Annotated in this window: 21 protein-coding genes; 11 read left to right on the top strand and 10 right to left on the bottom strand. The window is 43.2% G+C overall.

Annotated features, from left to right (window positions below):
* The first annotated feature begins 54 nt into the window (after nucleotides 1–54).
* The gene (locus SD449_RS17600) at nucleotides 55–774 is read left to right on the top strand and encodes a dienelactone hydrolase family protein (protein WP_318312455.1); all 720 of its coding nucleotides are present in this window, start codon (nucleotides 55–57) and stop codon (nucleotides 772–774) included.
* On the opposite strand, the gene SD449_RS17595 is transcribed toward SD449_RS17600, so the two are convergent.
* From SD449_RS17595 to SD449_RS17580, 4 genes are all read right to left on the bottom strand, one after another.
* Nucleotides 742–1,236, bottom strand: coding sequence for a hypothetical protein (locus tag SD449_RS17595; RefSeq protein WP_318312453.1), 495 nt, complete (start codon nucleotides 1,234–1,236; stop codon nucleotides 742–744). The two genes, SD449_RS17600 and SD449_RS17595, sit on opposite strands and share 33 nt — an antisense overlap.
* Nucleotides 1,237–1,246: 10 nt before the next feature.
* Complete coding sequence (locus tag SD449_RS17590) at nucleotides 1,247–2,392, bottom strand: hypothetical protein (protein ID WP_318312451.1); 1,146 nt, start codon at nucleotides 2,390–2,392, stop codon at nucleotides 1,247–1,249.
* A gap of 201 nt (nucleotides 2,393–2,593) precedes the next feature.
* Nucleotides 2,594–3,208 carry a trimeric intracellular cation channel family protein gene (locus tag SD449_RS17585; protein ID WP_318312449.1) on the bottom strand — a complete coding sequence of 205 codons (615 nt, stop codon included), beginning with the start codon at nucleotides 3,206–3,208 and terminating at the stop codon, nucleotides 2,594–2,596.
* Between the two features lie 2 nt (nucleotides 3,209–3,210).
* On the bottom strand, nucleotides 3,211–3,927 hold the full coding sequence (locus tag SD449_RS17580; RefSeq protein WP_318312447.1) for an RDD family protein: 717 nt from the start codon (nucleotides 3,925–3,927) through the stop codon (nucleotides 3,211–3,213).
* 35 nt (nucleotides 3,928–3,962) lie between these two features.
* Here SD449_RS17580 and SD449_RS17575 point away from each other — a divergent pair, with 35 nt between their 5' ends.
* Genes SD449_RS17575 through SD449_RS17550 form a run of 6 tightly spaced genes read left to right on the top strand, consistent with a single transcriptional unit; the run spans nucleotide 3,963 to nucleotide 10,063 of the window.
* Nucleotides 3,963–4,934: a stage II sporulation protein M gene (locus SD449_RS17575; RefSeq protein WP_318312446.1), complete on the top strand. Its 972-nt coding sequence runs from the start codon at nucleotides 3,963–3,965 to the stop codon at nucleotides 4,932–4,934.
* Nucleotides 4,918–5,805, top strand: coding sequence for a hypothetical protein (locus SD449_RS17570; protein WP_318312445.1), 888 nt, complete (start codon nucleotides 4,918–4,920; stop codon nucleotides 5,803–5,805). The genes SD449_RS17575 and SD449_RS17570 overlap by 17 nt, the downstream gene beginning before the upstream one ends.
* The gene (locus tag SD449_RS17565; protein WP_318312443.1) at nucleotides 5,806–6,537 is read left to right on the top strand and encodes a DUF4129 domain-containing protein; all 732 of its coding nucleotides are present in this window, start codon (nucleotides 5,806–5,808) and stop codon (nucleotides 6,535–6,537) included.
* Complete coding sequence (locus SD449_RS17560) at nucleotides 6,530–7,747, top strand: DUF4350 domain-containing protein (protein WP_318312441.1); 1,218 nt, start codon at nucleotides 6,530–6,532, stop codon at nucleotides 7,745–7,747. Before SD449_RS17565 ends, SD449_RS17560 begins: the two co-directional genes overlap by 8 nt.
* Entirely contained in the window at nucleotides 7,737–8,729 is a 993-nt protein-coding gene (locus SD449_RS17555; RefSeq protein WP_318312439.1) for an AAA family ATPase, read from the top strand. Before SD449_RS17560 ends, SD449_RS17555 begins: the two co-directional genes overlap by 11 nt.
* Before the next feature lie 2 nt (nucleotides 8,730–8,731).
* On the top strand, nucleotides 8,732–10,063 hold the full coding sequence (locus tag SD449_RS17550; protein ID WP_318312438.1) for a DUF58 domain-containing protein: 1,332 nt from the start codon (nucleotides 8,732–8,734) through the stop codon (nucleotides 10,061–10,063).
* Nucleotides 10,064–10,122: 59 nt separating this feature from the next.
* On the opposite strand, the gene SD449_RS17545 is transcribed toward SD449_RS17550, so the two are convergent.
* Genes SD449_RS17545 through mnmA form a run of 3 tightly spaced genes read right to left on the bottom strand, consistent with a single transcriptional unit; the run spans nucleotide 10,123 to nucleotide 12,827 of the window.
* Entirely contained in the window at nucleotides 10,123–10,593 is a 471-nt protein-coding gene (locus SD449_RS17545; RefSeq protein WP_318312436.1) for a hypothetical protein, read from the bottom strand.
* Nucleotides 10,594–10,642: 49 nt separating this feature from the next.
* On the bottom strand, nucleotides 10,643–11,584 hold the full coding sequence (locus SD449_RS17540) for an NAD(P)H-dependent flavin oxidoreductase (protein ID WP_318312435.1): 942 nt from the start codon (nucleotides 11,582–11,584) through the stop codon (nucleotides 10,643–10,645).
* A 52-nt stretch (nucleotides 11,585–11,636) separates the two neighbouring features.
* Nucleotides 11,637–12,827, bottom strand: a complete 1,191-nt coding sequence (mnmA, locus tag SD449_RS17535; RefSeq protein ID WP_318312433.1) for a tRNA 2-thiouridine(34) synthase MnmA — start codon at nucleotides 12,825–12,827, stop codon at nucleotides 11,637–11,639.
* Nucleotides 12,828–13,028: 201 nt separating this feature from the next.
* Here mnmA and SD449_RS17530 point away from each other — a divergent pair, with 201 nt between their 5' ends.
* Complete coding sequence (locus SD449_RS17530) at nucleotides 13,029–14,897, top strand: fasciclin domain-containing protein (RefSeq protein WP_318312431.1); 1,869 nt, start codon at nucleotides 13,029–13,031, stop codon at nucleotides 14,895–14,897.
* A gap of 278 nt (nucleotides 14,898–15,175) precedes the next feature.
* On the opposite strand, the gene yidC is transcribed toward SD449_RS17530, so the two are convergent.
* The 3 genes from yidC to SD449_RS17515 all read right to left on the bottom strand — a co-directional run bounded on the left by yidC (nucleotide 15,176) and on the right by SD449_RS17515 (nucleotide 19,036).
* Nucleotides 15,176–17,044 (bottom strand): membrane protein insertase YidC, encoded by a 1,869-nt coding sequence (gene yidC, locus SD449_RS17525; RefSeq protein WP_318312429.1) that lies wholly within the window; start codon nucleotides 17,042–17,044, stop codon nucleotides 15,176–15,178.
* A 65-nt stretch (nucleotides 17,045–17,109) separates the two neighbouring features.
* Complete coding sequence (locus SD449_RS17520; RefSeq protein WP_318312428.1) at nucleotides 17,110–18,744, bottom strand: CTP synthase; 1,635 nt, start codon at nucleotides 18,742–18,744, stop codon at nucleotides 17,110–17,112.
* Nucleotides 18,745–18,793: 49 nt separating this feature from the next.
* Nucleotides 18,794–19,036 (bottom strand): DUF3820 family protein, encoded by a 243-nt coding sequence (locus SD449_RS17515; RefSeq protein ID WP_318312671.1) that lies wholly within the window; start codon nucleotides 19,034–19,036, stop codon nucleotides 18,794–18,796.
* Nucleotides 19,037–19,079: 43 nt separating this feature from the next.
* Between SD449_RS17515 and SD449_RS17510 the strand changes: the two genes are divergently transcribed.
* The 3 genes from SD449_RS17510 (at nucleotide 19,080) to SD449_RS17500 (ending at nucleotide 22,142) form a co-directional block, all read left to right on the top strand.
* A complete protein-coding gene (locus tag SD449_RS17510) occupies nucleotides 19,080–19,943 on the top strand; it encodes a hydroxypyruvate isomerase family protein (protein ID WP_318312426.1) in 864 nt (287 codons plus the stop codon).
* A gap of 94 nt (nucleotides 19,944–20,037) precedes the next feature.
* Nucleotides 20,038–21,276: a DUF2254 domain-containing protein gene (locus tag SD449_RS17505; RefSeq protein ID WP_318312425.1), complete on the top strand. Its 1,239-nt coding sequence runs from the start codon at nucleotides 20,038–20,040 to the stop codon at nucleotides 21,274–21,276.
* 134 nt (nucleotides 21,277–21,410) lie between these two features.
* Nucleotides 21,411–22,142, top strand: a complete 732-nt coding sequence (locus tag SD449_RS17500; RefSeq protein ID WP_318312424.1) for a DUF6090 family protein — start codon at nucleotides 21,411–21,413, stop codon at nucleotides 22,140–22,142.
* Nucleotides 22,143–22,150 lie beyond the last annotated feature (8 nt).

Here is a 22,150-nt window from a genome sequence, read left to right as displayed (position 1 = left end):
ACCGATCAAAAAATACTATAATTTCATCGGTATCAAAACATAACTACACTCAACATGATACATACCAACGATTTTATTTACTCGGATAACGGCAAATCCTACCAAGGTGTGGTTGCCTACGACGACGGCATAACGGGCAAGCGCCCTGTGGTATTGGTGGCCCATACCTGGGTGGGACAATCCCAATTTGAGGCAGATAAAGCGGCCGAACTTGCCAAACTTGGTTATCTGGCATTTGCTATAGATGTTTACGGACAGGGAAAAAGGGCAAAGGACGCTACAGAGGCGGAAAAACTAATGAACAATGTTGCCAAAAACCGTCAAAAACTGCTCGACCGGATTCTTCTTGCCCTGGACAATATCAAACAACACGAATTGGCAGATACCGACAATATAGGAATAATCGGGTTTTGTTTCGGGGGCAAATGCGCCTTGGATTTGGCACGTTCAGGTACCAATTTTAAAGGAGCTGTTTCCTTTCACGGTCTATTGGATTCCAATAATCTGGAACAGGAAGAGGATATCAAGGCCAAGATATTGGTGCTCCATGGCTGGGAGGACCCTATGGCCTTTCCAAAGGATGTAGTTGCCTTGGGCTATGAGCTAACGGACCGTAACGCGGTTTGGGAAATGGACATTTTTGGACATACGGGACATGCGTTCACCAACCCCAATGCCAACGCGCCGGATGATGGAATGGTATACAGCCCATTGGCCACCGAAAGGTCCTGGAAGAGAATGTCAAACTTTTTTAAAGAGGTTTTTTCCAATTAATATGGGAAGGGAAAGCAAATTCTCCCTCTTATTGTCTTCTGATATTTTTTGCTCAACAACATTACCTTTTCTTTCATAAATGGAAATAAGGGCTGCTATAATAATGAGGTTTTTCATTATATACTGACCGACCAAAGTCAATGAAAGTGGTCCTTCACCAAATACATCATCCGGAAAAAAGAAAAGTGGGGAAAATGTAAAAATCATGTGCACCAACGCCATGATGACGGCACGCTTTCGGAACAGACCAAAAACAAACATCAAACCCAACGCCACTTCCCATATGGCAAGCAATACAATGGAAACCTTATCGGGTATGGTTCCCATGGTTAGCTGATGAATGGTGTTCTTTGCCAAGTCTTCGGCAGGACTAAGGTTCGGGACAAACTTTAATGCCCCGAACCATAGGTAAACGATACCCAAGGATATGAGCACAAGCCTTTCTTTAAGAGACTTTCTCATTTTTAAGATTTTATTTATTGAATTCGTTCATCAATTCTGGGTCAACCTTCACCTTGCTTCGGGCGAACCTGTACGATATGCCTACGTTGATCAAATAATCCGCAAATGCGGCGTCTCCCATCCTGGGTTCCCCGGTGGCCTGCTCCGTTTGCTTATCGGTAACACTTTGCGGACGTTCCCTTCTTACCGCAAAAGGCACATTAAGGTTCAGTGAAAAATTATCTTTCATAAAAGCGATTCCTGGATCTATGGAAAGCACATTGCCCGGTCTCCTAAAACCTTCGTTGCCCCCTATCAAATCCTTTACGGGAACCCCTTCGTATCTGGCACCCAAAGATGCCGAAATGGTATTGCTCAGACTATGGCTCACCCCGGCCCGGAGCGAAAATTGGTCCGGCACTGCCATAATGGCCTCATTTTGTAGGATTGGGCTCAACGTTTCCCTAAAGGTCCTCGTTCCATTCGTTTCCCTTGGATTGATCAAGTAAAAACCACCTCCGTAGGCAAAAAACCGTTCGGCAATTTTTTGGTAAAACTGAAAATCCAACGTAACACCAAAACCACCGTCACCCGGTTGAATACTTTGATCTACGGGCCTTACCTGTGGACCTCCCTCGGGGCCAACATTGTAAAAGATATCGGAAGCATTGTAACTGCCCGTTGGCAACTTCACGCCCAATCCCAAGGCTAAATTTCCGTTTTGATTTTTTTCCAAATCAAAGAGCCAATATCCTACCCCCACTCGAATGTCGGCCAAACCACGTGAAAATGTGGTGTTTCGCTCATCCCTTCCATGCTCGTACAAGGAGGAACGCGTATTGATTACTGTTGGAATGGTGATACTGGCATACAATCGGTTCGAGATTCCGTAAGTCAAAAAGAAATCCCATGAGTGCGAATGATTGATTACCTCGGTCTCATTGGAAACCCGATCAGGCTCCTCCTCGGTACCCCTAAAATGGCGAAACGATTTAAAGTATCTGTAGTTGCTCCCTATTTGAATATCGCCGGGACCCAATAAATTATTCTCCAAAGTGTTCCCTACGCAAGAGGAAAAATGCCGAATGGCAACGCAGCCTTGTGCATTTGCGCGATCGATTCCAAAAAATGAAATCAACCCCAAAAATGTTAAAACCAGTGTTCTTGATGTTCTCATACCTGTAAAATTGATTGGTTCATCAAGGAAACGAAAGATAGTGATGTCCGCTCCCTGAAAGGTTGTTTGTTCTATTGGGAAGCCAAAGTAGATCTATAGCCAAGGGGTTTTGACTAATGAAAGAGTAATATTGATTAATGAGAGGTTAAGGACACTAAAGAATAATTAACGGCTATTGATGAAAGGTTGGTAAATAGCGTTTCAGTACGATTTTTTATAGATGTTGGGCAAACGAACATCAAACTTTACGGCTATGAGCCTCAGCGAAATTACGACCAAAATGGCCGCCACATAAGCATAACTGTCCTTGATCGGAAATTGGACAAAAAGAAAATAACTGGCCCCGCCAACAATACAGGTAGTCGCATATATCTCCTTTCTTCGAAAAATAATGGGAATCTCGTTGCAAAGCATATCCCGGATGACCCCTCCAAAACAGGCCGTCATGGTTCCCAAAAACACACATATGATGGGCATCAGGCCTGCTTCCAAACCTTTTTCTACACCGACCATGGTATACAATCCAATTCCTATCGTATCAAACAGGAAGAGGGATTTCCTAAGGTACTTGAGCTTGTTCACGAATATGATGGCAAAAACGACCGAAATAAATATGGTGATCACATAGGTCAAATCTTGCATCCAAGCTACTGGCATGTTCCCGATCATCATATCCCGAAGGGTGCCGCCACCGATTGCGGTCACAAATGCTATGATTAGTACACCGAACAAATCCAAACGCTTTTCCATGGCGACCAAAACCCCGGATATGGCGAAGGCCACTGTTCCCAAAACATCAATGGTTTGATATAGCATCCTTACATTTTTTGAGTGTAGTAGTTATAATCCTTGATGATCACATCCACAAAATCGATGGGTTTTAAAGCCGTTTGTACACCGAGAATCTCCTTGATCCGTTTATCCAATGAGACTATAATATTGTGATTTCCATTTCGTCTGGCCCCATCGTACAACTCCTTTATGGTCCGCATTTCTTCATCCTTAAAAACGGTCACCTGTGGAAATGTCGGCCGATAATCTTCCGGTAATTCCCTGAGCAGGGTATCTCTCAACGACACCTGTTTTTTTTCGCTTATCACCGTGGTCCCAGCGGCAATATCACCGATTCGCTGTCCCTTCCCCCGAATCAAAATGGTAAGTACCGCTCCCCCTCCGGAAGTTAAGCTTACATCGATAATACGGAGCGCCCAGCGTACAAAGTAATTTCCAAAATTGGGTTTGGAGCCATCCAGTTTTACCACACGCAGTTTCATGGTTCCCTTGCCAATGGTCCTCCCATCCATCAAAGTCTCAAAAAGTAGGTAGTAAAAAAATGCGGGTAGGGTAAGTATCAAATAAAATGCCCATTGGTCCTCGATATCCACATCCAACGAGAGCAAAAAAACAATCACCAATATGGTATAGACCAAGATTATGAAACTGTCGATTATATAAGCCAACATACGCTCGCCAAGGTGGGAGGTATTCTGGTTGATGGTTATATTTTGGGCTGTTTCTATTTGAAATTGTTCCATATTTTAGTTTCTTTACTTACAAACCAAAGGATTTAATGCGCGAGGCCGCTTTCGTTAGGCAAAATAAGGATAAATGGGCCGCTTTTGAAAGCGCCCTGCTCAATAAAGGTCAACTTCATCCAGATGAGCTTTCGGATCTTTACATCGAGATTACCGACCACCTCAGCTACGCAAAGACCTTTTATCCCGGGAGCAACACCCAAATTTACCTGAACACACTTGCCTCGCAAGCGCACCAAAAAATATACAAGACCAAACGGGAATCCAGAAACCGTATTGTCCATTTTTGGAAAACGGAGTTCCCTACCATGTTCAAACAACATCATCGGGAACTCTTGATCTCTTTTTTGGTCTTTGCCTTTTTTGTGACAGTGGGCGCCTTCTCTTCCGCCAACGAAGGGGATTTTGTCCGATCGATATTGGGCAATGGTTATGTGAACATGACCTTGGAGAACATTGAAAAAGGCGACCCCATGGCCGTTTACAAGGAACAAGGGGCCTTCAATATGTTTCTGGGCATTACCATCAACAATATCAAAGTGGCCATTTATGCCTTTGCCTTTGGCATTTTTTTAGGAGTGGGCACGCTTTACATACTGCTTCAAAACGCCATTATGCTGGGGAGCTTTCAGTATTTTTTTTATGACAAGGGGCTTCTTTGGGAATCTGCCAGGACCATTTGGATACATGGTACCATTGAAATATCCGTAATCATCATTGCAGGCTGTGCCGGACTGGTACTTGCCAATGGCATTTTGTTTCCTGGTACCTACACGAGGCTGGAATCCTTTAAAAGAGGGGTCAAGAACGGACTTAAAATAATGGTGAGCACCGTACCTTTCTTTATTGTCGCCGGATTTTTGGAAGGTTTTGTTACCAGACATACCGAAATGCCCGATTGGTTGGCAATTTTGATCATACTCGGTTCGTTGTCATTGATCATATACTATTACATCATTTATCCAAACCAAATCCATAGAAAAACCACTCATGCAAACATCCAGTAAATACATAGAATTTAAAAAACAGCGCGAACTGGGAGAGATACTTTCCGATACTTTTGGCTTTATGCGCGCTGAGTTCAAACCCTTTTTTGGTACTATCTTAAAAATTGTCGGCCCCTATATTTTGGTCATGCTGATCGCGATGGGCTTTTACATGTTCACCATTGGGGATATTTTTAATATTACCTCCATTGGCGGTACCTACAACACATTTTCACCCATTTTTATGGTCCTATCGGTATTGGCACTCATCTTTAGTTCCATTGCCGCGTATGTACTGGCACAGGGAACCGTGCTGTACTATATAAAATCCTACATAGACCACAAGGGCAGCACAAATTTTGACGAAATCCGACAAGGGGTATACGGTTCCTTTTGGTCCCTCATTGGTTTGGGAATTATAGTGGGGCTGTCCGTATTTGTCGGAGCCATGTTCTGTTTAGTACCGGGTATCTACCTGGCGGTGCCATTGTCCGTTTCCTTTGCCATTTTGGTTTTTCTGAAAAAGGACACCATGGAATCGTACCAATACAGTTTTACACTTATCCGTGAAAATTGGTGGATCACGTTTGCCACACTTTTTGTGATCTATATTATTGTGGCCGTTGCATCCTATGCCTTTAGTTTGCCCACTTTTATTTATTCATGGATAAAAATGGGGATATTCTCCGGGGAGATGGACGCCGAAAGCATGAATTTGTTCAGCGACCCCATTTATCTTTTACTGAACATCATCAGCTCGTTGGTGCAGTTTCTTATGAACCTTATTTTATTGGTCTCCACGGCCTTCATTTTTTTCAACCTTAATGAAAAGAAAAATTTCACGGGAACTTTTGAACGCATTGAAAGCCTCGGTAAATCTTCAGAGGAATAGATGCACAAAATACTGATTTTATCATGCCTGCTATCGACCTGGACAATTCTTTTTGCCCAGAACGATTCCGTGGTCAAGTATGATGATTCAGATATTGCGCCCATTGAATTCAGCCAGGAAGATTTTGAGGCCTACAAAGAAGATCCTGCCTTCGATTATGAGGAAATAAAAACGGAAAGTACCTGGTGGACCGATATAATGAATTGGTTCTACAATATTTTACGGCGTTTTTTCGAATGGATTTTTGGCGTGGGAAATGCCGAAGGCTATTTGGCGGCCTTCATGAAAATACTTCCCTATTTGCTCTTGGTCCTTTTTCTGTATTTGGTAATCCGCTTTTTCGTAAGGTCCAATCTGTATGGAATCGGTAGAAACAGGAAAAATCCGAATGTGGTCTCCCTATCCGAGGAAGAGCATATCATCAAAAACGAGGATATTCAAACCCTGATCGGCAATGCGCTTGCCGAGAAAAAATATAGGCTCGCGATACGGTACTATTACCTTTATATTTTACAACTTTTGTCCGAAAGGGACCTGATTGATTGGCAACAGCAAAAAACCAACGACGATTACATGACGGAGCTAGCGGAGAGCGATTTCAAAAATGAATTTCGAAGGGCTACCATGCTTTATGACTATGTTTGGTACGGTGAATTTGAAATTGACCAGGAACGTTTCGACAAAGCAGAAACGGTATTCAAATCCTTAAAAAATGCGATAACCAATGTCTAAAAAAGGGTGGACATATATCATTATCGGAGTTTTGACCCTAGCGGCCATATTTGCCATGGAGTATAATAAGCCCAAGGACATCAATTGGTTTCCCTCCTATGTCTCGCACCATAAAATACCCTATGGCACCTATGTTTTGAACGATTTGATGGACAAGTACTTTCCCGACAACATAGAACAGGTCCAAAAACCTCCTTTCGAATTATTGTCACGAACGGACACCATCAAAGGAACCTATTTTTTTGTGAACGAGACCGTCTCTTTTGAAGAAGCGGAACTAAACGCTCTTCTGGATTGGGTGGCACAGGGCAATCAACTTTTTGTGGCCTCGGACTATTTTGAAAAAAAACTCTTGGATACCCTGAACCTGGAACAGGGCAACGTCTACAATGATGGTGAATTGGAACCCCAGTTCTATTTTGAGCTTTCAAATCCGCAGCTTACCAAGAAAATAGTGCAATTTACCAAAGACTATTATACCACCAGTTTTGATAAGTTGGACACTTTGCATACTACCGTTCTTGGTCAGGTTTATACCCGGCCAGACAGTACAAATTCCATTAAAAAACATGTGAACAGCATTAAACAGCCGTTTGGTGATGGAGAAATTATATTGACCAGTTTCCCCAAGGCTTTCACCAACTATTTTATCCTAAAGGATAACAATCAGGAATATACCGCCGGTCTTCTTTCCTATCTCAACAGGGAGGGACAGATTTATATGGACAATTTTCATAAATCGGGGAAATCGTTCTACACCTCTCCCATGTATTTGTTCCTGAATACCAAGGAATTCAAATGGGCCTATTATCTTACGCTAATTGGCGCCCTAATCTATATTATTTTTGAAGGAAAACGAAAGCAACGGGCAATCCCCATAGTGCCCCCCATTAAAAACCAGACCGTGGCATTTACCAAGACCATTGCCGACATGTACTTTGAAAAAGGAGAACTGCCCCTTATCACAAAACACAAAATTGATTATTTTTTGGAATATATACGAACCAAGCTGCATGTTGCTACGCAAGATCTACAGGATAAAAGGTTCATGGAAAACCTTGCCATGCGCAGCAATACCAAATTGGAGGATGTAAAATCCTTAATGGAACTGATCATAAAACTTAGGGAAGGTTCCCGAGTGACAGAAACTGAATTAAAAAGTCTGAACGAAAAAATACAAGCATTTAAAGCCAACGTTGATGGAAAATAATGAAAATAACGACTTGAACTTTGACAACCGTGTACCCTTGGAGGAATTGCGGGACACCGTAGCACAGATAAAAAAGGAACTGGCCACCATAATCGTGGGTCAGAAAGATTTTGTGGAACTGCTCATCGTGGCCATATTGTCGGATGGACATGCCCTGATCGAAGGCGTACCGGGAATCGCAAAAACCGTGACCGCAAAACTTTTTGCCAAAACGCTCAAAACAGAATTCAACCGAATCCAGTTTACTCCGGATCTGATGCCCAGTGATATTTTGGGAACTTCTGTTTTCAATACCAAGACCAATGAGTTTGAATTTAAAAAGGGACCCATTTTTTCAAATATTATCCTGATCGATGAGATCAACCGTGCCCCTGCAAAAACTCAGGCGGCCCTATTTGAGACCATGGAAGAAAGGCAAGCCACTGTGGACGGTACTACCTATAAAATGGGGCAACCCTTTATGGTTCTAGCCACACAGAATCCCATTGAGCAAGAAGGTACCTACGCACTTCCGGAAGCACAATTGGACCGTTTCCTGTTCAAGATCAAGGTGGATTATCCTTCTGTGGAAGAAGAGGTCGTCATCCTGCAAAATCACCACGAACGTAAAGGTGAAAAACCACAGGACCAGATCAAGGCAGTGCTAACTCCCAAAAAATTGGTGGAGTTCAAAAAGAACATTCACGATGTGATCGTGGAGCAAAAAATATTGGATTATATAGCCAACATCATCACACAGACACGAAACCATCCACATTTGTACCTTGGGGCATCACCAAGGGCCTCCATTGCCACGCTCACCGCAGCAAAGGCCTTTGCCGCAATCTCAGGGCGGGATTTTGTAACACCAGAGGATGTAAAAAAAGCCTTGGTTCCTGTGCTCAACCACCGGGTAATCCTGACTCCGGAACGGGAAATGGAAGGCATGACGACCGAAAATGTGGTTTCCATGATCATGGAGTCCGTTGAAATTCCAAGATAAACATGGCATTTTTAAGGTCCCTTTATATACACAACGTTTTCTTTCGGTATATCGCCGTACTATCGGGATGTTTTGTACTTTCCTACTGGTTACCAGAGATTTACCCCATTGCTTGGCTATTGGTGTTTCTGCTGTTGGCATTCTTCTTTTTGGACCTTTATATGATGTATGCCTCCACGAACGCCATCATGGCGCATCGTAATCTTCCCAAGAAATTATCGAACAGCGATGAAAACGTCCTATCGGTACACTTGACTTCCAAATATCCTTTCGCAACAGACGTCTGCGTTATCGACGAACTGCCCGTTCAATTTCAAAAGAGGGATTTTGAGCACAGGACTCGATTGCAAAAGGGCGAATCCCAAATTTTTGAATACTCCGTCCGTCCTGTGGAACGTGGGGAATATGTTTTTGGCAATCTCATCGTTTTTGCCTCCTCTCCCCTACGCATCATCAAAAGAAAGTATGTGTTCCAGAAGGATCAAATGGTTCCCGTGTACCCATCCATCATACAAATGCAGCAGTATGATTTTTTGGCCACAAGCAATCGATTGACCGAATTCGGGCTTAAAAAGATTAGGCGAATTGGACACACACAAGAATTTGAACAGATCAAGGAATACATCAAGGGAGACGATGTCCGCACCATCAACTGGAAGGCCACGGCCAAAAAGAACCAACTGATGGTGAACCAGTACCAGGATGAGCGCTCGCAACCCATTTATTCCATAATCGATACGGGAAGGGTCATGAAAATGCCCTTCAATGGATTGAGCTTGTTGGATTATGCCATCAATTCCGCATTGGCGTTTTCCAATGTTGCCCTAAAAAGAAACGACAAAACGGGATTGCTCACCTTTTCCAAAAAGATTGAAACATTTGTGCCGGCTGTTCAAAAAATCACACACCTCAACACCATTATGGAGAGTCTGTACAATATTTCGACAGATTACTCCGATTCGGATTTTGGATTGCTGTATGCCCATGTGAAACGAAAAGTCAACCAGCGCAGTCTTCTACTACTCTACACTAATTTTGAACACATATCCGGATTAAAAAGGCAACTGCCCTATATTTTGGCGATGGCCAAAAAGCATGTATTGGTGGTCATCTTCTTTGAAAATACAGAGCTTGAATCACTTGTGGCAGAAGATGCGGAAGATTTACAGGCCATTTACCTTAAGACCATTGCAGAGAAGTTTTCTTTGGAAAAACGCTTGATGCAGAAAGAACTTCAGAAGTACGGCATCCAGACCATTTTGACCAAACCGGAAGAACTGACAGTGAACACCATCAATAAGTATCTGGAAATAAAAGCAAGGGGAATCATTTAATTGATGTAAGGTTGAGCGCAGTCGAAATCCAAAAATAATTCCAACCCATACAGAATGGATTACCTTGAAAACTCTTGATTGGAGAGCCCCAAGATGTTCAAGGATGGTAGCTTCCCGTCCAATACCACAAATTCTGATTTTGGCAGGAGCAATTGATTTTTCTTTTTAAGGTCAAGCTGGGAATAATGGCCCCTCAAGCGTTTTTTATCATCTTTTTTGGAGAAAAGGTCAATAGTGACCCCAACAGTAACGCCTCCCAGAATAGTAGCCGCCAAATCATCGTTGTCCCATCCATTTTCACGCTGTCCCGCATCTACGGTCTCTTTGGCCAGTCCAATAAGGGTGCTTCCCGCTACGGAACCCACAAAGGTCCAAATACGGTTGCCATCGGTGGCTTGCTTGGCAATTCCGGCCCCGGCAAGACCAAATAGATTGCCTCCCAAAAAATGGAGTGCTTTGTCCCGCTCCACTTGCCCATGGCAATGCGATGCGAGCACAAAAAGGAGTATTGTGGGGATTAGTGTTCTCATTGCGCTGGCTAAATATATTAAAAGTTGCCCAAACTATCGGTGCAATGCCTTAATTGTCGCATATTTCGGCTTTTGCCCTTTGGTACTCGGACAATAATTCAGCAACAATTTCAGCAGCAGGCATTATACTATGAATCAAACCGGAAACTTGACCAATTTCCAGTTCGCCTTCTTCCATATCGCCTTCAAACATGCCTTTTTTGGCCCTGGCCCTGCCCAAGAGTCGTTTCAAATCTTCTTGGGTGGCACCTTTGGAATACGCCTCTTGCACATCATTGAAAAACTTGTTCTTGAGTAACCTGACCGGCGCTAGTTCTTTTAAGGTCAATTGCGTATCGCCTTCTTTGGCATCCACCACCCATTTTTTAAAAAGCTCATGCGAAGATGCTTCCGGGGATGCTACGAACCTGCTCCCTACCTGAACGGCATCGGCCCCGAGCACCATGGCCGCCAGCATGGCCCTTCCCGTGGCAATTCCTCCGGCTGCTATCAAGGGAATTTCTATTTTTTCTTTGACCGAAGGTATAAGCACCATGGTCGTGGTCTCGTCTCGCCCGTTGTGTCCCCCTGCTTCAAAACCTTCTGCAACAACGGCATCCACCCCAGCCTCCTGCGCTTTTAAAGCAAACTTTACGCTACTGACCACATGTACAACGGTGATTCCCTTATCTTGTAAAAATTTGGTCCATATTTTCGGATTTCCCGCTGAAGTAAACACAATCTTGACTTCGTGCTTTACTATAATGTCCATCAACTTTTCAATGTCGGGGTACAGCATGGGTACATTGACACCAAAAGGTTTATCCGTTGCTTTTTTACATTTGATGATGTGCTCTTCCAAAATTTCGGGATACATGCTTCCCGCTCCCAACAAGCCCAATCCACCGGCATTTGAAACGGCCGAGGCCAAACGCCAGCCGCTGGCCCAGACCATCCCTGCCTGGATGATGGGGTGTTCTATTCCGAAAAGTTGTGTGATTTTGTTCTGCATGGAAATCTTGTTCAAGTTTCCACCAAAATAATCAAAATAAATAGGATTTGAATTAGGAGATAACCCCGGAACCTATCAGTTCATCGTTAACGTACCACGCAGCAAACTGCCCTTCGGTAATGGCTGATTGTTTCTCCTTAAAATCAACGAACAATCCATTCTCTACTTTGTAGAGGGTTGCGGTTTGCAAAGGTTGACGGTAACGGATACGGGCCTTGACCTCCATGGTCCCATCCACATCCAAAGCAAGATCGGGGCGTACCCAGTGGAGTTCATCGTCCTTGATAAAGAGGGTGTTTCGTAAAAGACCGGGATGTGTTTTCCCTTGTCCCGTGTAAATAATGTTCTTATCCACATCGGTATCGATCACGAACAAGGGTTCCTTGGTTCCGCCCACATTCAGGCCCTTGCGTTGGCCTATGGTAAAATAGTGAGCGCCTTGATGCTCCCCTACCACTTTTCCATCAGTCTCTGAGTAAACAGGCTTTTCTGCTTGGAAAAACAGTTTTTCCCTTTCGTTCTGAAATTCGGGAACGGCATTGGAAAATTGAGCGGCATTGCTCGGCACTTCCACAATCACCCCTTTTTTGGGCTTTAATTTTTGTTGCAAGAATTCTGGCAGATGTACTTTGCCCACAAAACACAAGCCTTGGGAATCTTTTTTGTCCGCCGTGATCAAATTGTTCTCAGCAGCAATTTTTCTTACTTCCGGCTTTAACAGTTCGCCTATGGGAAACAAGGTCTTGGCCAACTGTTCCTGCGAGAGTTGGCAAAGGAAATAGGATTGATCTTTGTTGGGATCTTTTCCGGCCAATAATTGATAAGTTTCGGTCCCATCTTCATTTTGTATGGTTCCCTTTCTACAATAATGGCCAGTTGCCACGTAATCGGCCCCTAATTGCAGGGCGATTTTCATGAAAACATCAAACTTGATCTCGCGGTTGCAGAGCACATCGGGATTGGGGGTTCTGCCCCTTTCGTACTCGTTGAACATATAATCCACGATCCGTTCTTTGTACTCGGTGCTCAAATCCACCGTTTGGAAAGGAATGCCCAGCTTTTCGGCCACGATGAGGGCGTCATTGCTATCCTCCAGCCAAGGGCACTCTTCGGAAATGGTAACGGAATCATCATGCCAGTTCTTCATGAACAGACCGATAACCTCGTACCCCTGCTCTTTGAGCAAATAGGCGGCTACGCTTGAATCAACTCCCCCGGAAAGTCCTACAACAACCTTTTTCATGGCAATGTTTTAAGGGTACAAAAATACAAATTGATGCGCACTTAAAACATAATTATGTCTTAAAGCGAAAGTGTCCAATCTGTAAATCAAAAGTTATCGAAATTTTAATTTTGTTAAAGTTTTAAGCTAAAATGTTAAACAACATTGTATTTATTTTGTTTACTTATAACTTTAAAATGTTAAACAAAACAAATCTCCGAAATGAAAACACTGACAATTTTAACCCGACTTACATTATTACTCCTATTGATTGGATTCACGTCGTGCTCCAATGACGACAACGGGCCCATGCCGCCAGAGAACGAAGTAACCATTGTAGGTGCTGCCCAAGCCACGGCAGAATTGAGCACTTTGGTCGCTGCGCTTCAGAAGGCGGATGAGAGTGCAAACAACGATTTGGTAGCTACCTTGAGTGGTGAAGGTTCGTTTACCGTGTTCGCACCGACCAATCAAGCTTTCAACGATTTATTGGCCCAACTTGATGGATTTGATTCCCTCGATGATTTCAACACAGAGCAACTGCAAGATTTGCTAGCAGTAATCCTTACCTATCATGTGGTGGGACAGGAAGCATTATCAACTGACTTGAGCAATGGAATGAGCTTGACAACCGTACAAGGCTCCACTTTGCAAGTATCAACAGAAGGAGGAGTATTTATCCAAGACGCAACGGATGTGGCCGCTGAAGTGACCACTGCGGATATTGAAACTTCCAATGGTGTGGTACATATTATAGATAAAGTATTGCTGCCACAAGCCATTTTGGATGAGTTGGCCGATATTATTTTAGTGCCGATTACCGATTTGGCCATAGCCAATGAAAATTTACAAAGCTTGGTCGCTGCATTACAGGCTGCCAATGGTGATTTGCCAACCGTTCTTCGCGGTGCCGGACCCTATACTGTCTTGGCCCCAACGGATACAGCGTTTGAAACGTTCCTTGATGGTGCAGCCTTGGAAGATGTTCCTGTTGATGTACTGACCAACGTATTGCTGAACCACGTGATAAGTGGAGAAGTGACTTCCGAAGATTTGGTTGGACTTGGAGCAGGTTACACCAGTACATTGGCTCTCGGCGCAGGCGAGCGAAATATGAGCTTATATTTTGATGCTACTGGTGATGTAACTTTTAATGGCACTTCCACAGTTGTAACCCCAGATGTTAAGGCGCTTAACGGAATCGTACATGTGGTGGATGCTGTTATTGATGTTCCCAATATTGTGGACCATGCTGTGGCCAATCCTGGACTATCTTCTTTGGTAGGTGCACTTACTGACGGTGGAAACACAACCTTTACAGATTTACTTTCCAATGAAGCAGAAACTTTCACCGTATTTGCTCCTGGAAACGATGCTTTCAGCGCATTTACGAACCCGAATTCAAATGATATCAATGCGGTATTAGCAAATCACGTAGTGATGGGAGCTGCTCTATACCGTTCAGATTTGACGACCACTTATGTGAATACTGAAGCTGAGTTTGCAGCAGATGAGAATATAAGTTTATATGTAAATGCAGATGATGATGGTGTAACCTTAAACGGAACAAGTAGTGTAGTTATGCCAGACATTGTGGCCACCAATGGAGTTATTCATACTGTGGATGCCGTAATCGACTTACCAACTGTGGTAACGTTTGCTGCAGCAGATCCTAATTTCTCCACTTTGGTACAAGCATTGACCGAATTGACACCAAGCACTGATTTTGTAAGTGTATTGTCCGCTCAAGATGGAGCAGGTAGCGATCCATTTACCGTATTCGCTCCTACCAACGATGCTTTTGCCGCTCTGTCAAGTATTCCTGCAGAAGCTGATTTGATACCGATACTACAACACCATGTTGTGGCAGGAGCCAATGTACGTTCTGGTGACTTGAGCGATGGTGCTACGGCAACTACTCTGGAAGGTGACATGATTACTATAAATCTACCAGGAACAGGTGAAAATATTGCCGATATAACCGATGGTGCAGGAAACACAGGAATTGGAATCGACTTTGTGGATGTTCAGGCCATCAATGGTGTAATCCACGTTGTGGATACTGTTTTGATTCCAGATACGACTAATTAAATTTTGATTCATAAATAGTGCATAAAAGCCCCCTCAATTAATTTTGAGGGGGCTTTTTATCGACATCTATTTACCGTTCATCGATGACACATCAAAGAGGTATTGTTTACCCACAGAAACAACGGGTTTTACAACTTTTAATTTTTAGAATGTAAGTAATCTCCCATCTTTGGAGTCCCAAATCTTTCCAAACTAAACCTGTAAATGAAAACTCCCCCAAGACATCTTGAGGGAGTTTTTTTGTTTTTTAAAGAAAAATATCCTGTGTAGTTTACCTATTATCTTTTTCCAGACTTCTTCTGCTCCTCGGCCTGCTCCATCATCTCCCGCATCTTACGCTGGAACTTGTTTTCCTTTTTGGGCTTTTTCTTGTTCTCCTGAATCTGGGCATGGATTTTATCCTCGTCCAAAATATAGTTCTTAATGGCCAACATTATAAAGATGGTAATCAAGTTGGAGATGAAGTAGTACAAACTCAATCCACTCGCATAATTGTTAAAGAAGAACAACATCATAATGGGCGATAGGTACATAATAAACTTCATGTTCGGCATACCCGGCTGTTGTTGCATCTGCATGCTCTGACCCGTGGTCATCTGCATGTAGAAGAAAATAGCGATGGAAGCCAAAATCGGGAACAATGATACGTGGTCACCATAAAAAGGTATGGTGAACGGCAGTTCAAATATGGTGTCGTAAGAGGATAAATCCTCTGCCCATAAGAAGGATTTTTGCCGCAATGCAAAAGATGTGGGGAAGAACATGAACAGTGCGTAGAAAATCGGCAATTGCAACAGTGCCGGTATACAGCCGCTCATTGGGCTTACCCCAGCCTTGTTGTAGAGCTTCATGGTCTCCTGCTGCTTTTTCATGGCATTGTCCTTGTACTTTTCATTGATTTCGGTAATCTCGGGCTTCAATACCTTCATTTTCGCCTGGGACAGATACGATTTATAGGTCACCGGAGAAAGTGCCAAACGTACCAATATGGTCATGATAACGATGGCGATTCCATAGGGAAGGAACGAACTCAAGAAAGTGTAAAAGGGCGTAAATATGTACCTGTTGATCCATCCAAAAATTCCCCAACCAAATGGAATGGAGTCCGCTAGGCCCAAATCTTGGTAATCGTCCAGTATTTTAACATCCGTGGGGCCATAATACCAGTACATGTTCTGTGATAGTTCACCTCCTTGCAGTTCCAAGGGAGCGCGGGTGGTGTACTCTTTGGTAAAAAGAAGTTCTTTACTTTCTTCCTCTACCAAGTTGGTGGAGGTAAGATCGGCAGTTTTAAAGTGATCGTCCGTAGCTAAAATAGAGCTAAAAAAGTGTTGACGGTACGATAGCCATTTTATATCCACTTCCGTTTCCTCATCAAAATCGCTGCTCTCGGATAACTTGCTGATATCCCCGTCATCATGATTGTATGTTAGGCGGGTATATCTATTTTCGTACTGGATACTCTGATCATGTCGGATACCTTTTAGGTCCCATTCCAAGGTAACGGGCTTGCTTGTATTGAATACACCGCTCAATCCTTGTGAACGAACCGTAAAGTCCACCAAATACTCATTCGGCTTCATTTCATAGCGATATTCCAAGAACTGGTTGTCCGCCACTTTGGCCTTCATGGAAAGCACCTGATTGTCCCCGCTTTTTGTAAGGGATGGTTCAAAAAACAGGTCTGTCGTACTAAGGACCCTATTGTCCGTTGTAGTGAAGCTCAACGCAAAATTGGCATTGCCATCTTTCACCAAATATACCGGAACTGAATCGTGGGTCACAAAATTCTTCATCTTGGCCTCAACAATTTGCCCCCCTTGGTTGGAAACTTCCAGTCTCAATACCTCATTTTCCAATATAGTGGTTCCTTCGGAAGTTGTGGTGTAACCAAATGCGCCAACGTTGTTCTTGTACTGTGCCACCGCAGTGGAATCGGTAAGGTCTACGGTTTTGGTCTCTTTGATGGGTGCCGTTTTGGTCGCTTCCTCGACCTTGTTTTCCTCGGCTTCAACTTTTGCCCGCTCTGCTTTTTGTGCTTCTAGCTCTTCTGGTGTAGGCTGATTTTGGTAGAACATGAAAATCAGTATTCCAAAAATCAGTACAAATCCAATAACGGATTTAATATCCAGCTTCTTTTCTTCCATGAATATTATTTAGTAGAAATATTTATTGGTAATCCAGATGGCAAATATATGCCCAAAACTGCGTTTTATGCCAAACTGGCATTGTTTTGTTTTTGCTTTTGGTCCAAAACGGCCTTAACGAACCCCACAAACAAAGGATGTGGACTTGCCACTGTACTCTTGTATTCCGGATGGTACTGCACTCCGATAAACCAAGGGTGGGATGGTATTTCCACGACCTCCACAAGACCGGTCTTGGGGTTGAACCCGGAGGCCACCAAACCGGCCTCTTCCATTTGTTCCTTGTATTTATTGTTGAATTCGTACCGGTGCCTGTGGCGTTCCTCGATATCGGTAGAACCATAGACCTCCTTTACCAAGCTGTCCTCTTTTAAATGGCAGTCCCAAGAACCCAAACGCATGGTTCCGCCCATGTCGGTAATGGATTTTTGTTCTTCCATCAAGCTTATCACGGGGTCCGGGGTTTCTTTGTTCATTTCGGTGGAATTGGCCTTTTCCAGGCCAAGGACGGTTCTTGCAAATTCGATTACGGCCATCTGCATACCCAAACATATGCCCAGAAAAGGAATGTTGTTCTCCCGTGCATATTTAACTGCTGTCACCTTGCCTTCAATCCCTCTTTCCCCAAAACCGGGAGCGACCAGAATACCGTCCAACCCTTTTAGCTTGTTCACAATGTTCTTTTCGGACAAGTGTTCGGAGTGAATGGATTTTACCTCAACATCCACTTCGTTGGCAGCGCCCGCATGGATAAATGCTTCTTGAATGGATTTATAGGAATCGGGAAGCTCCACATATTTACCTATCAATCCTATGACGACTTTATCCTTTGGATTTTTGTGTCTTTTCAAGAACCCTTTCCATTGATCTAGATTGGGTTCGGTATCGTTGGGCAAGGCCAATTTTTCCAAAGTGACCTTATCCAGTCCTTCTTCCTGCATCATCAAGGGCACATCGTAAATCGTGGATGCATCTATGGATTGGATTACGGCTTCCTTCCGCACGTTGCAGAAAAGGGCCAATTTTTCCTTGATATCCTCAGAAATCTCATGCTCTGTTCGGCAAACTAAAATATCGGCCTTAATTCCGCTTTCCATCAATGTTTTAACGGAGTGCTGCGTGGGCTTGGTCTTTAACTCCCCGGCAGCTGACAAAAATGGCACCAAGGTCAGATGGATAACGATTCCATTGTGCTCGCCCAGCTCCCAAAGCAATTGTCTTACAGCTTCTATATAAGGTAAGGATTCAATATCCCCTACCGTACCACCGATTTCGGTGATGATAATGTCGTAATCCCCGCTATTTCCCAAAATTTGGACACGCTCCTTGATCTCATTGGTGATGTGCGGTACAACTTGCACGGTCTTGCCCAAAAATTCGCCCCGGCGTTCCTTTTCTATGACGCTTTGGTAAATTCGTCCGGTGGTCACATTATTGGCCTGGGAAGTGCGTACGTTCAAAAATCGTTCGTAATGTCCAAGGTCCAAGTCGGTTTCGGCGCCATCATCGGTCACATAACATTCGCCATGCTCGTACGGATTCAGTGTTCCCGGATCTACATTGATATATGGATCTAATTTTTGTATGGTGGTCCGGTATCCCCTGGCCTGTAGTAGTTTAGCCAAGGATGCGGCGATAATTCCTTTACCCAAGGAAGAAGTAACGCCTCCCGTAACGAAAATGTACTTGGTATCTGACATATTGATCTTTCTATTACGGGGCGTAAAGTTACTAATTGCCGAAGAAAAATCAGGAAGATTTACGAGGAAAATCTTTTTGCAGTTTTCTAATAAGGGGCTCCAGGTTGTTGTCCTTAATGGTCAACATGGTATTGAGGTAGTTGCCCAATTTCCCTTCGGGAAAACCTTTTTGGCGGAACCAGACCAGATAGGGCAAGGGAAGATCCACCAGATAGCGCCCCTTGAACTTACCAAAGGGCATTTTGTAATGTGCAAGCTCCAAAAGCTGTTCGGTATCCGGGCGCATTTCCATATATAGGTCTAAAATACTATCTTTCCGATAACAAATCCTCATAATGAAACGTAGAAATTTTATCGCCACCGCCGCGGTCGGGTCGGCAGGACTGGCCTCCGTATCTGCCATGACCTCTGATCAAGGGCAATCCAAAGAATTTAAACTCAAGGGAAACATTAACCATAGTGTATGCGAATGGTGTTTTAACGATATTCCCCTTGAGGATTTCTTAAAGACCTTAAACGAATTGGGTGTTAAGGCCATTGATTTGGTCGGGCCGGATAGATGGCCCATATTGAAGAAGTACGATATCCATTGTTCCATGTGCAATGGTGCCGAAATTGGTCTGGACAAGGGTTGGAACAATCCCAAATACCACGAGCAGCTCATTAAAAACTACACAGAAATGATTCCGAAAGTGGCCGAGGCCGGTTATACCAATCTTATCTGTTTTAGTGGAAACCGTGATGGCATGAACGATTATGTGGGATTGCAAAACTGTGTGGACGGGCTATCGCAGATCATGCCCTTGGCCGAGAAACACGGTGTCGTGATCCAGATGGAGCTCTTTAACCAAGTGAACCACCCCGATTATATGTGCGACAATTCGCTTTGGGGCGTAGAACTCTGCAAACACTTGGGCAGCGATAATTTTAAATTGTTGTTCGATATCTACCACATGCAGATCCAGGAAGGTGATATTATCCGAAGCATACAGAACTACCACCCGTATTTTGGGCATTACCACACTGCCGGTGTTCCTGGCAGGCACGAAATCGATGAGACCCAAGAGCTTTACTATCCGGCCATTATCAAGGCCATCCATGCAACGGGATTCAAGGGCTACGTGGCCCAAGAATTTATTGTGACCTGGGAGGATAAAATCGCGGCGCTCAAAGATGGGTTTATGCGGTGTGATATTTAAATTTTGCGGATAGGATCAATTGGCTCCCACTCAAGAAAAGCTTTTAAAATAGTACTGCAGGTACGTATTCGTTTAACCGTCTTAATGTTTTAAAATGATAATACCCATAAGCAAATGGATACGTATATATTACAACAAGGTTACAGGGAGCATTGCCTTTATTCCTGGAATTAGCGCCCTTGCTTTTCTTTTGCTGATATGGATTTTGTTGGCTGTTGATTTTTCGGAATGGGGCCAAAATTTAAAAGCTGATTTTAGTTGGTTGAGAATTAAGGATGCCAGCACGGCCAGATCACTTGTTTCCACTGTGGCAGCTGCAATAATCTCATTGACGGTGTTCAGTTTTTCCATGGTGATGATCGTACTGAACCAGGCGGCTTCACAAATGAGCAATCGGGTGCTGCATGGAATGATCGAGAACCGCTTTCAGCAGTTGATCCTTGGCTTTTATATTGGCACCATTGTGTACGCATTATTGCTCCTCAGTACCATTCGGGATAACAGTAGTGGTATTACAGTGCCTTCGCTGAGTGTCTACGTACTGATTTTGTTGACGGTCATCGATATTTTCCTCTTCATTTATTTTTTGGACTATGTTACCAAAACCGTGCGTTACGAGACCGTTATTGGTCGCTTGCAGAACAAAGTGATGGAGTCCATGGAATCCAAATTCGAAAAGGGCCAAACGCAAAGACCGAATTGGGAAACGTTGCCAAAGATTGAATTAAAGTCCCCAGCATCAAACTATTTTCAAAGTTTTGACGAAAAAAAATTATTGCAGTTGATGACGGATCAAAACTTACATGCCAATTTTCTTTTCAAACCTACCACCTACGTTTTAAAAAATGCTGTTTTCATGGAAATTTATGGGAAGGAAAGCCTTGATGATGATGATATCAAAATCATCCTCTCCACAGTTGATTTTTATGACGGACAACCTGTTGAAAGAAATTCCGATTATGGTTTTACACAACTGAGCGAAGTAGCCATAAAAGCATTGAGCCCTGGCATTAATGACCCTGGAACCGCAGTGATCGCATTGCATGCACTTTCGGACCTATTTTACTTTAAGATGACCCATAAACTCCCGGAAACCATACATGATGATGAAGGAACCCCAAGAATATATAGACCTTCATCAACGTTCAAAGAGCTGTTCGAGAAATGTATCCTCCCCATCTGGAACTATGGAAAAAACGACAAATACATCCAAGATGAACTCTATTTCATCATTAACCAACTAAAGACCTTGGACAGTGAAGGAAGCTACACATATTTATTTGACAGTATCTTAAAAAAGATTGCTAAGCATACTGAAGGTTGGTCTCACTAACTGGAGAGAAACAAATAAATTGTGAAAGAACCATTATCTGGAATGATAAAATCGTTGGGGTGGAAGATGGATTTTTATGGACGCAAACCATAATTAATCGTAGTTTTAATACATAAATATCAACCAACCTCTACATGCTCACCTTTTTTAGAAGAATCAGGGAACAATTGATTTCCGGGAATAAAATCAGCAAATACCTGCTATATGCTTTTGGTGAAATCATTTTGGTGGTGATTGGAATTTTGATAGCACTGCAAATCAATAATTGGAATGAGGGACGGAAAAATGCAGACCTAGAGCAAGATTATCTTATTTCCATTTCGGCCGATCTGGAAAATTTAATTTTTAATACACAGCGCATTTATGTGGACCAATTTGACGAAAAAATTGAGAATCTACTTTTTGCAAAAAAATATATAGAGGCACCCTATACCATTGTAGATACCATTCATTTTATCAATACCATTGCAAAAGGAGCTGCATCATTCAGTGGTTTTTATCTGGTAGATGATGAGGCGTATCAAGAACTTGTAAGTACAGGTAATTTGCGTTTGATCAGTAACGATAGCTTAAGAAAGGGGTTGTCCGAGTTCTACACCGACATGAAAGTACAAGCGGAGCTATCCAAAAGGTACAATACGGAATATGGCAATTATATAAATTCCATTCGCCCTTTCGACAATGACAATCCCAGCTATGTCAACACCTATGACATTGGTGAATTTTTGGAGGAATTGAAAACCATAAAGTTTCGCCAACTTATCGATCACGAACTCACGTACGGGTACCGAACCAGGCGTATGGCCAAAACTGTCGCGGAAAACGGGCGTAAATTGAAAAAAAGGGTTGATCAAGAAATTAAATGATGAAATCA

The sequence above is a fragment of the Flagellimonas crocea genome, from assembly GCF_033441595.1.
GTDB classification, from domain to species: Bacteria; Bacteroidota; Bacteroidia; order Flavobacteriales; family Flavobacteriaceae; genus Flagellimonas; species Flagellimonas crocea.
The sequence above is the reverse complement of the archived record's forward strand: the minus strand, read 5'-3'. Positions and strand labels throughout refer to the sequence as shown.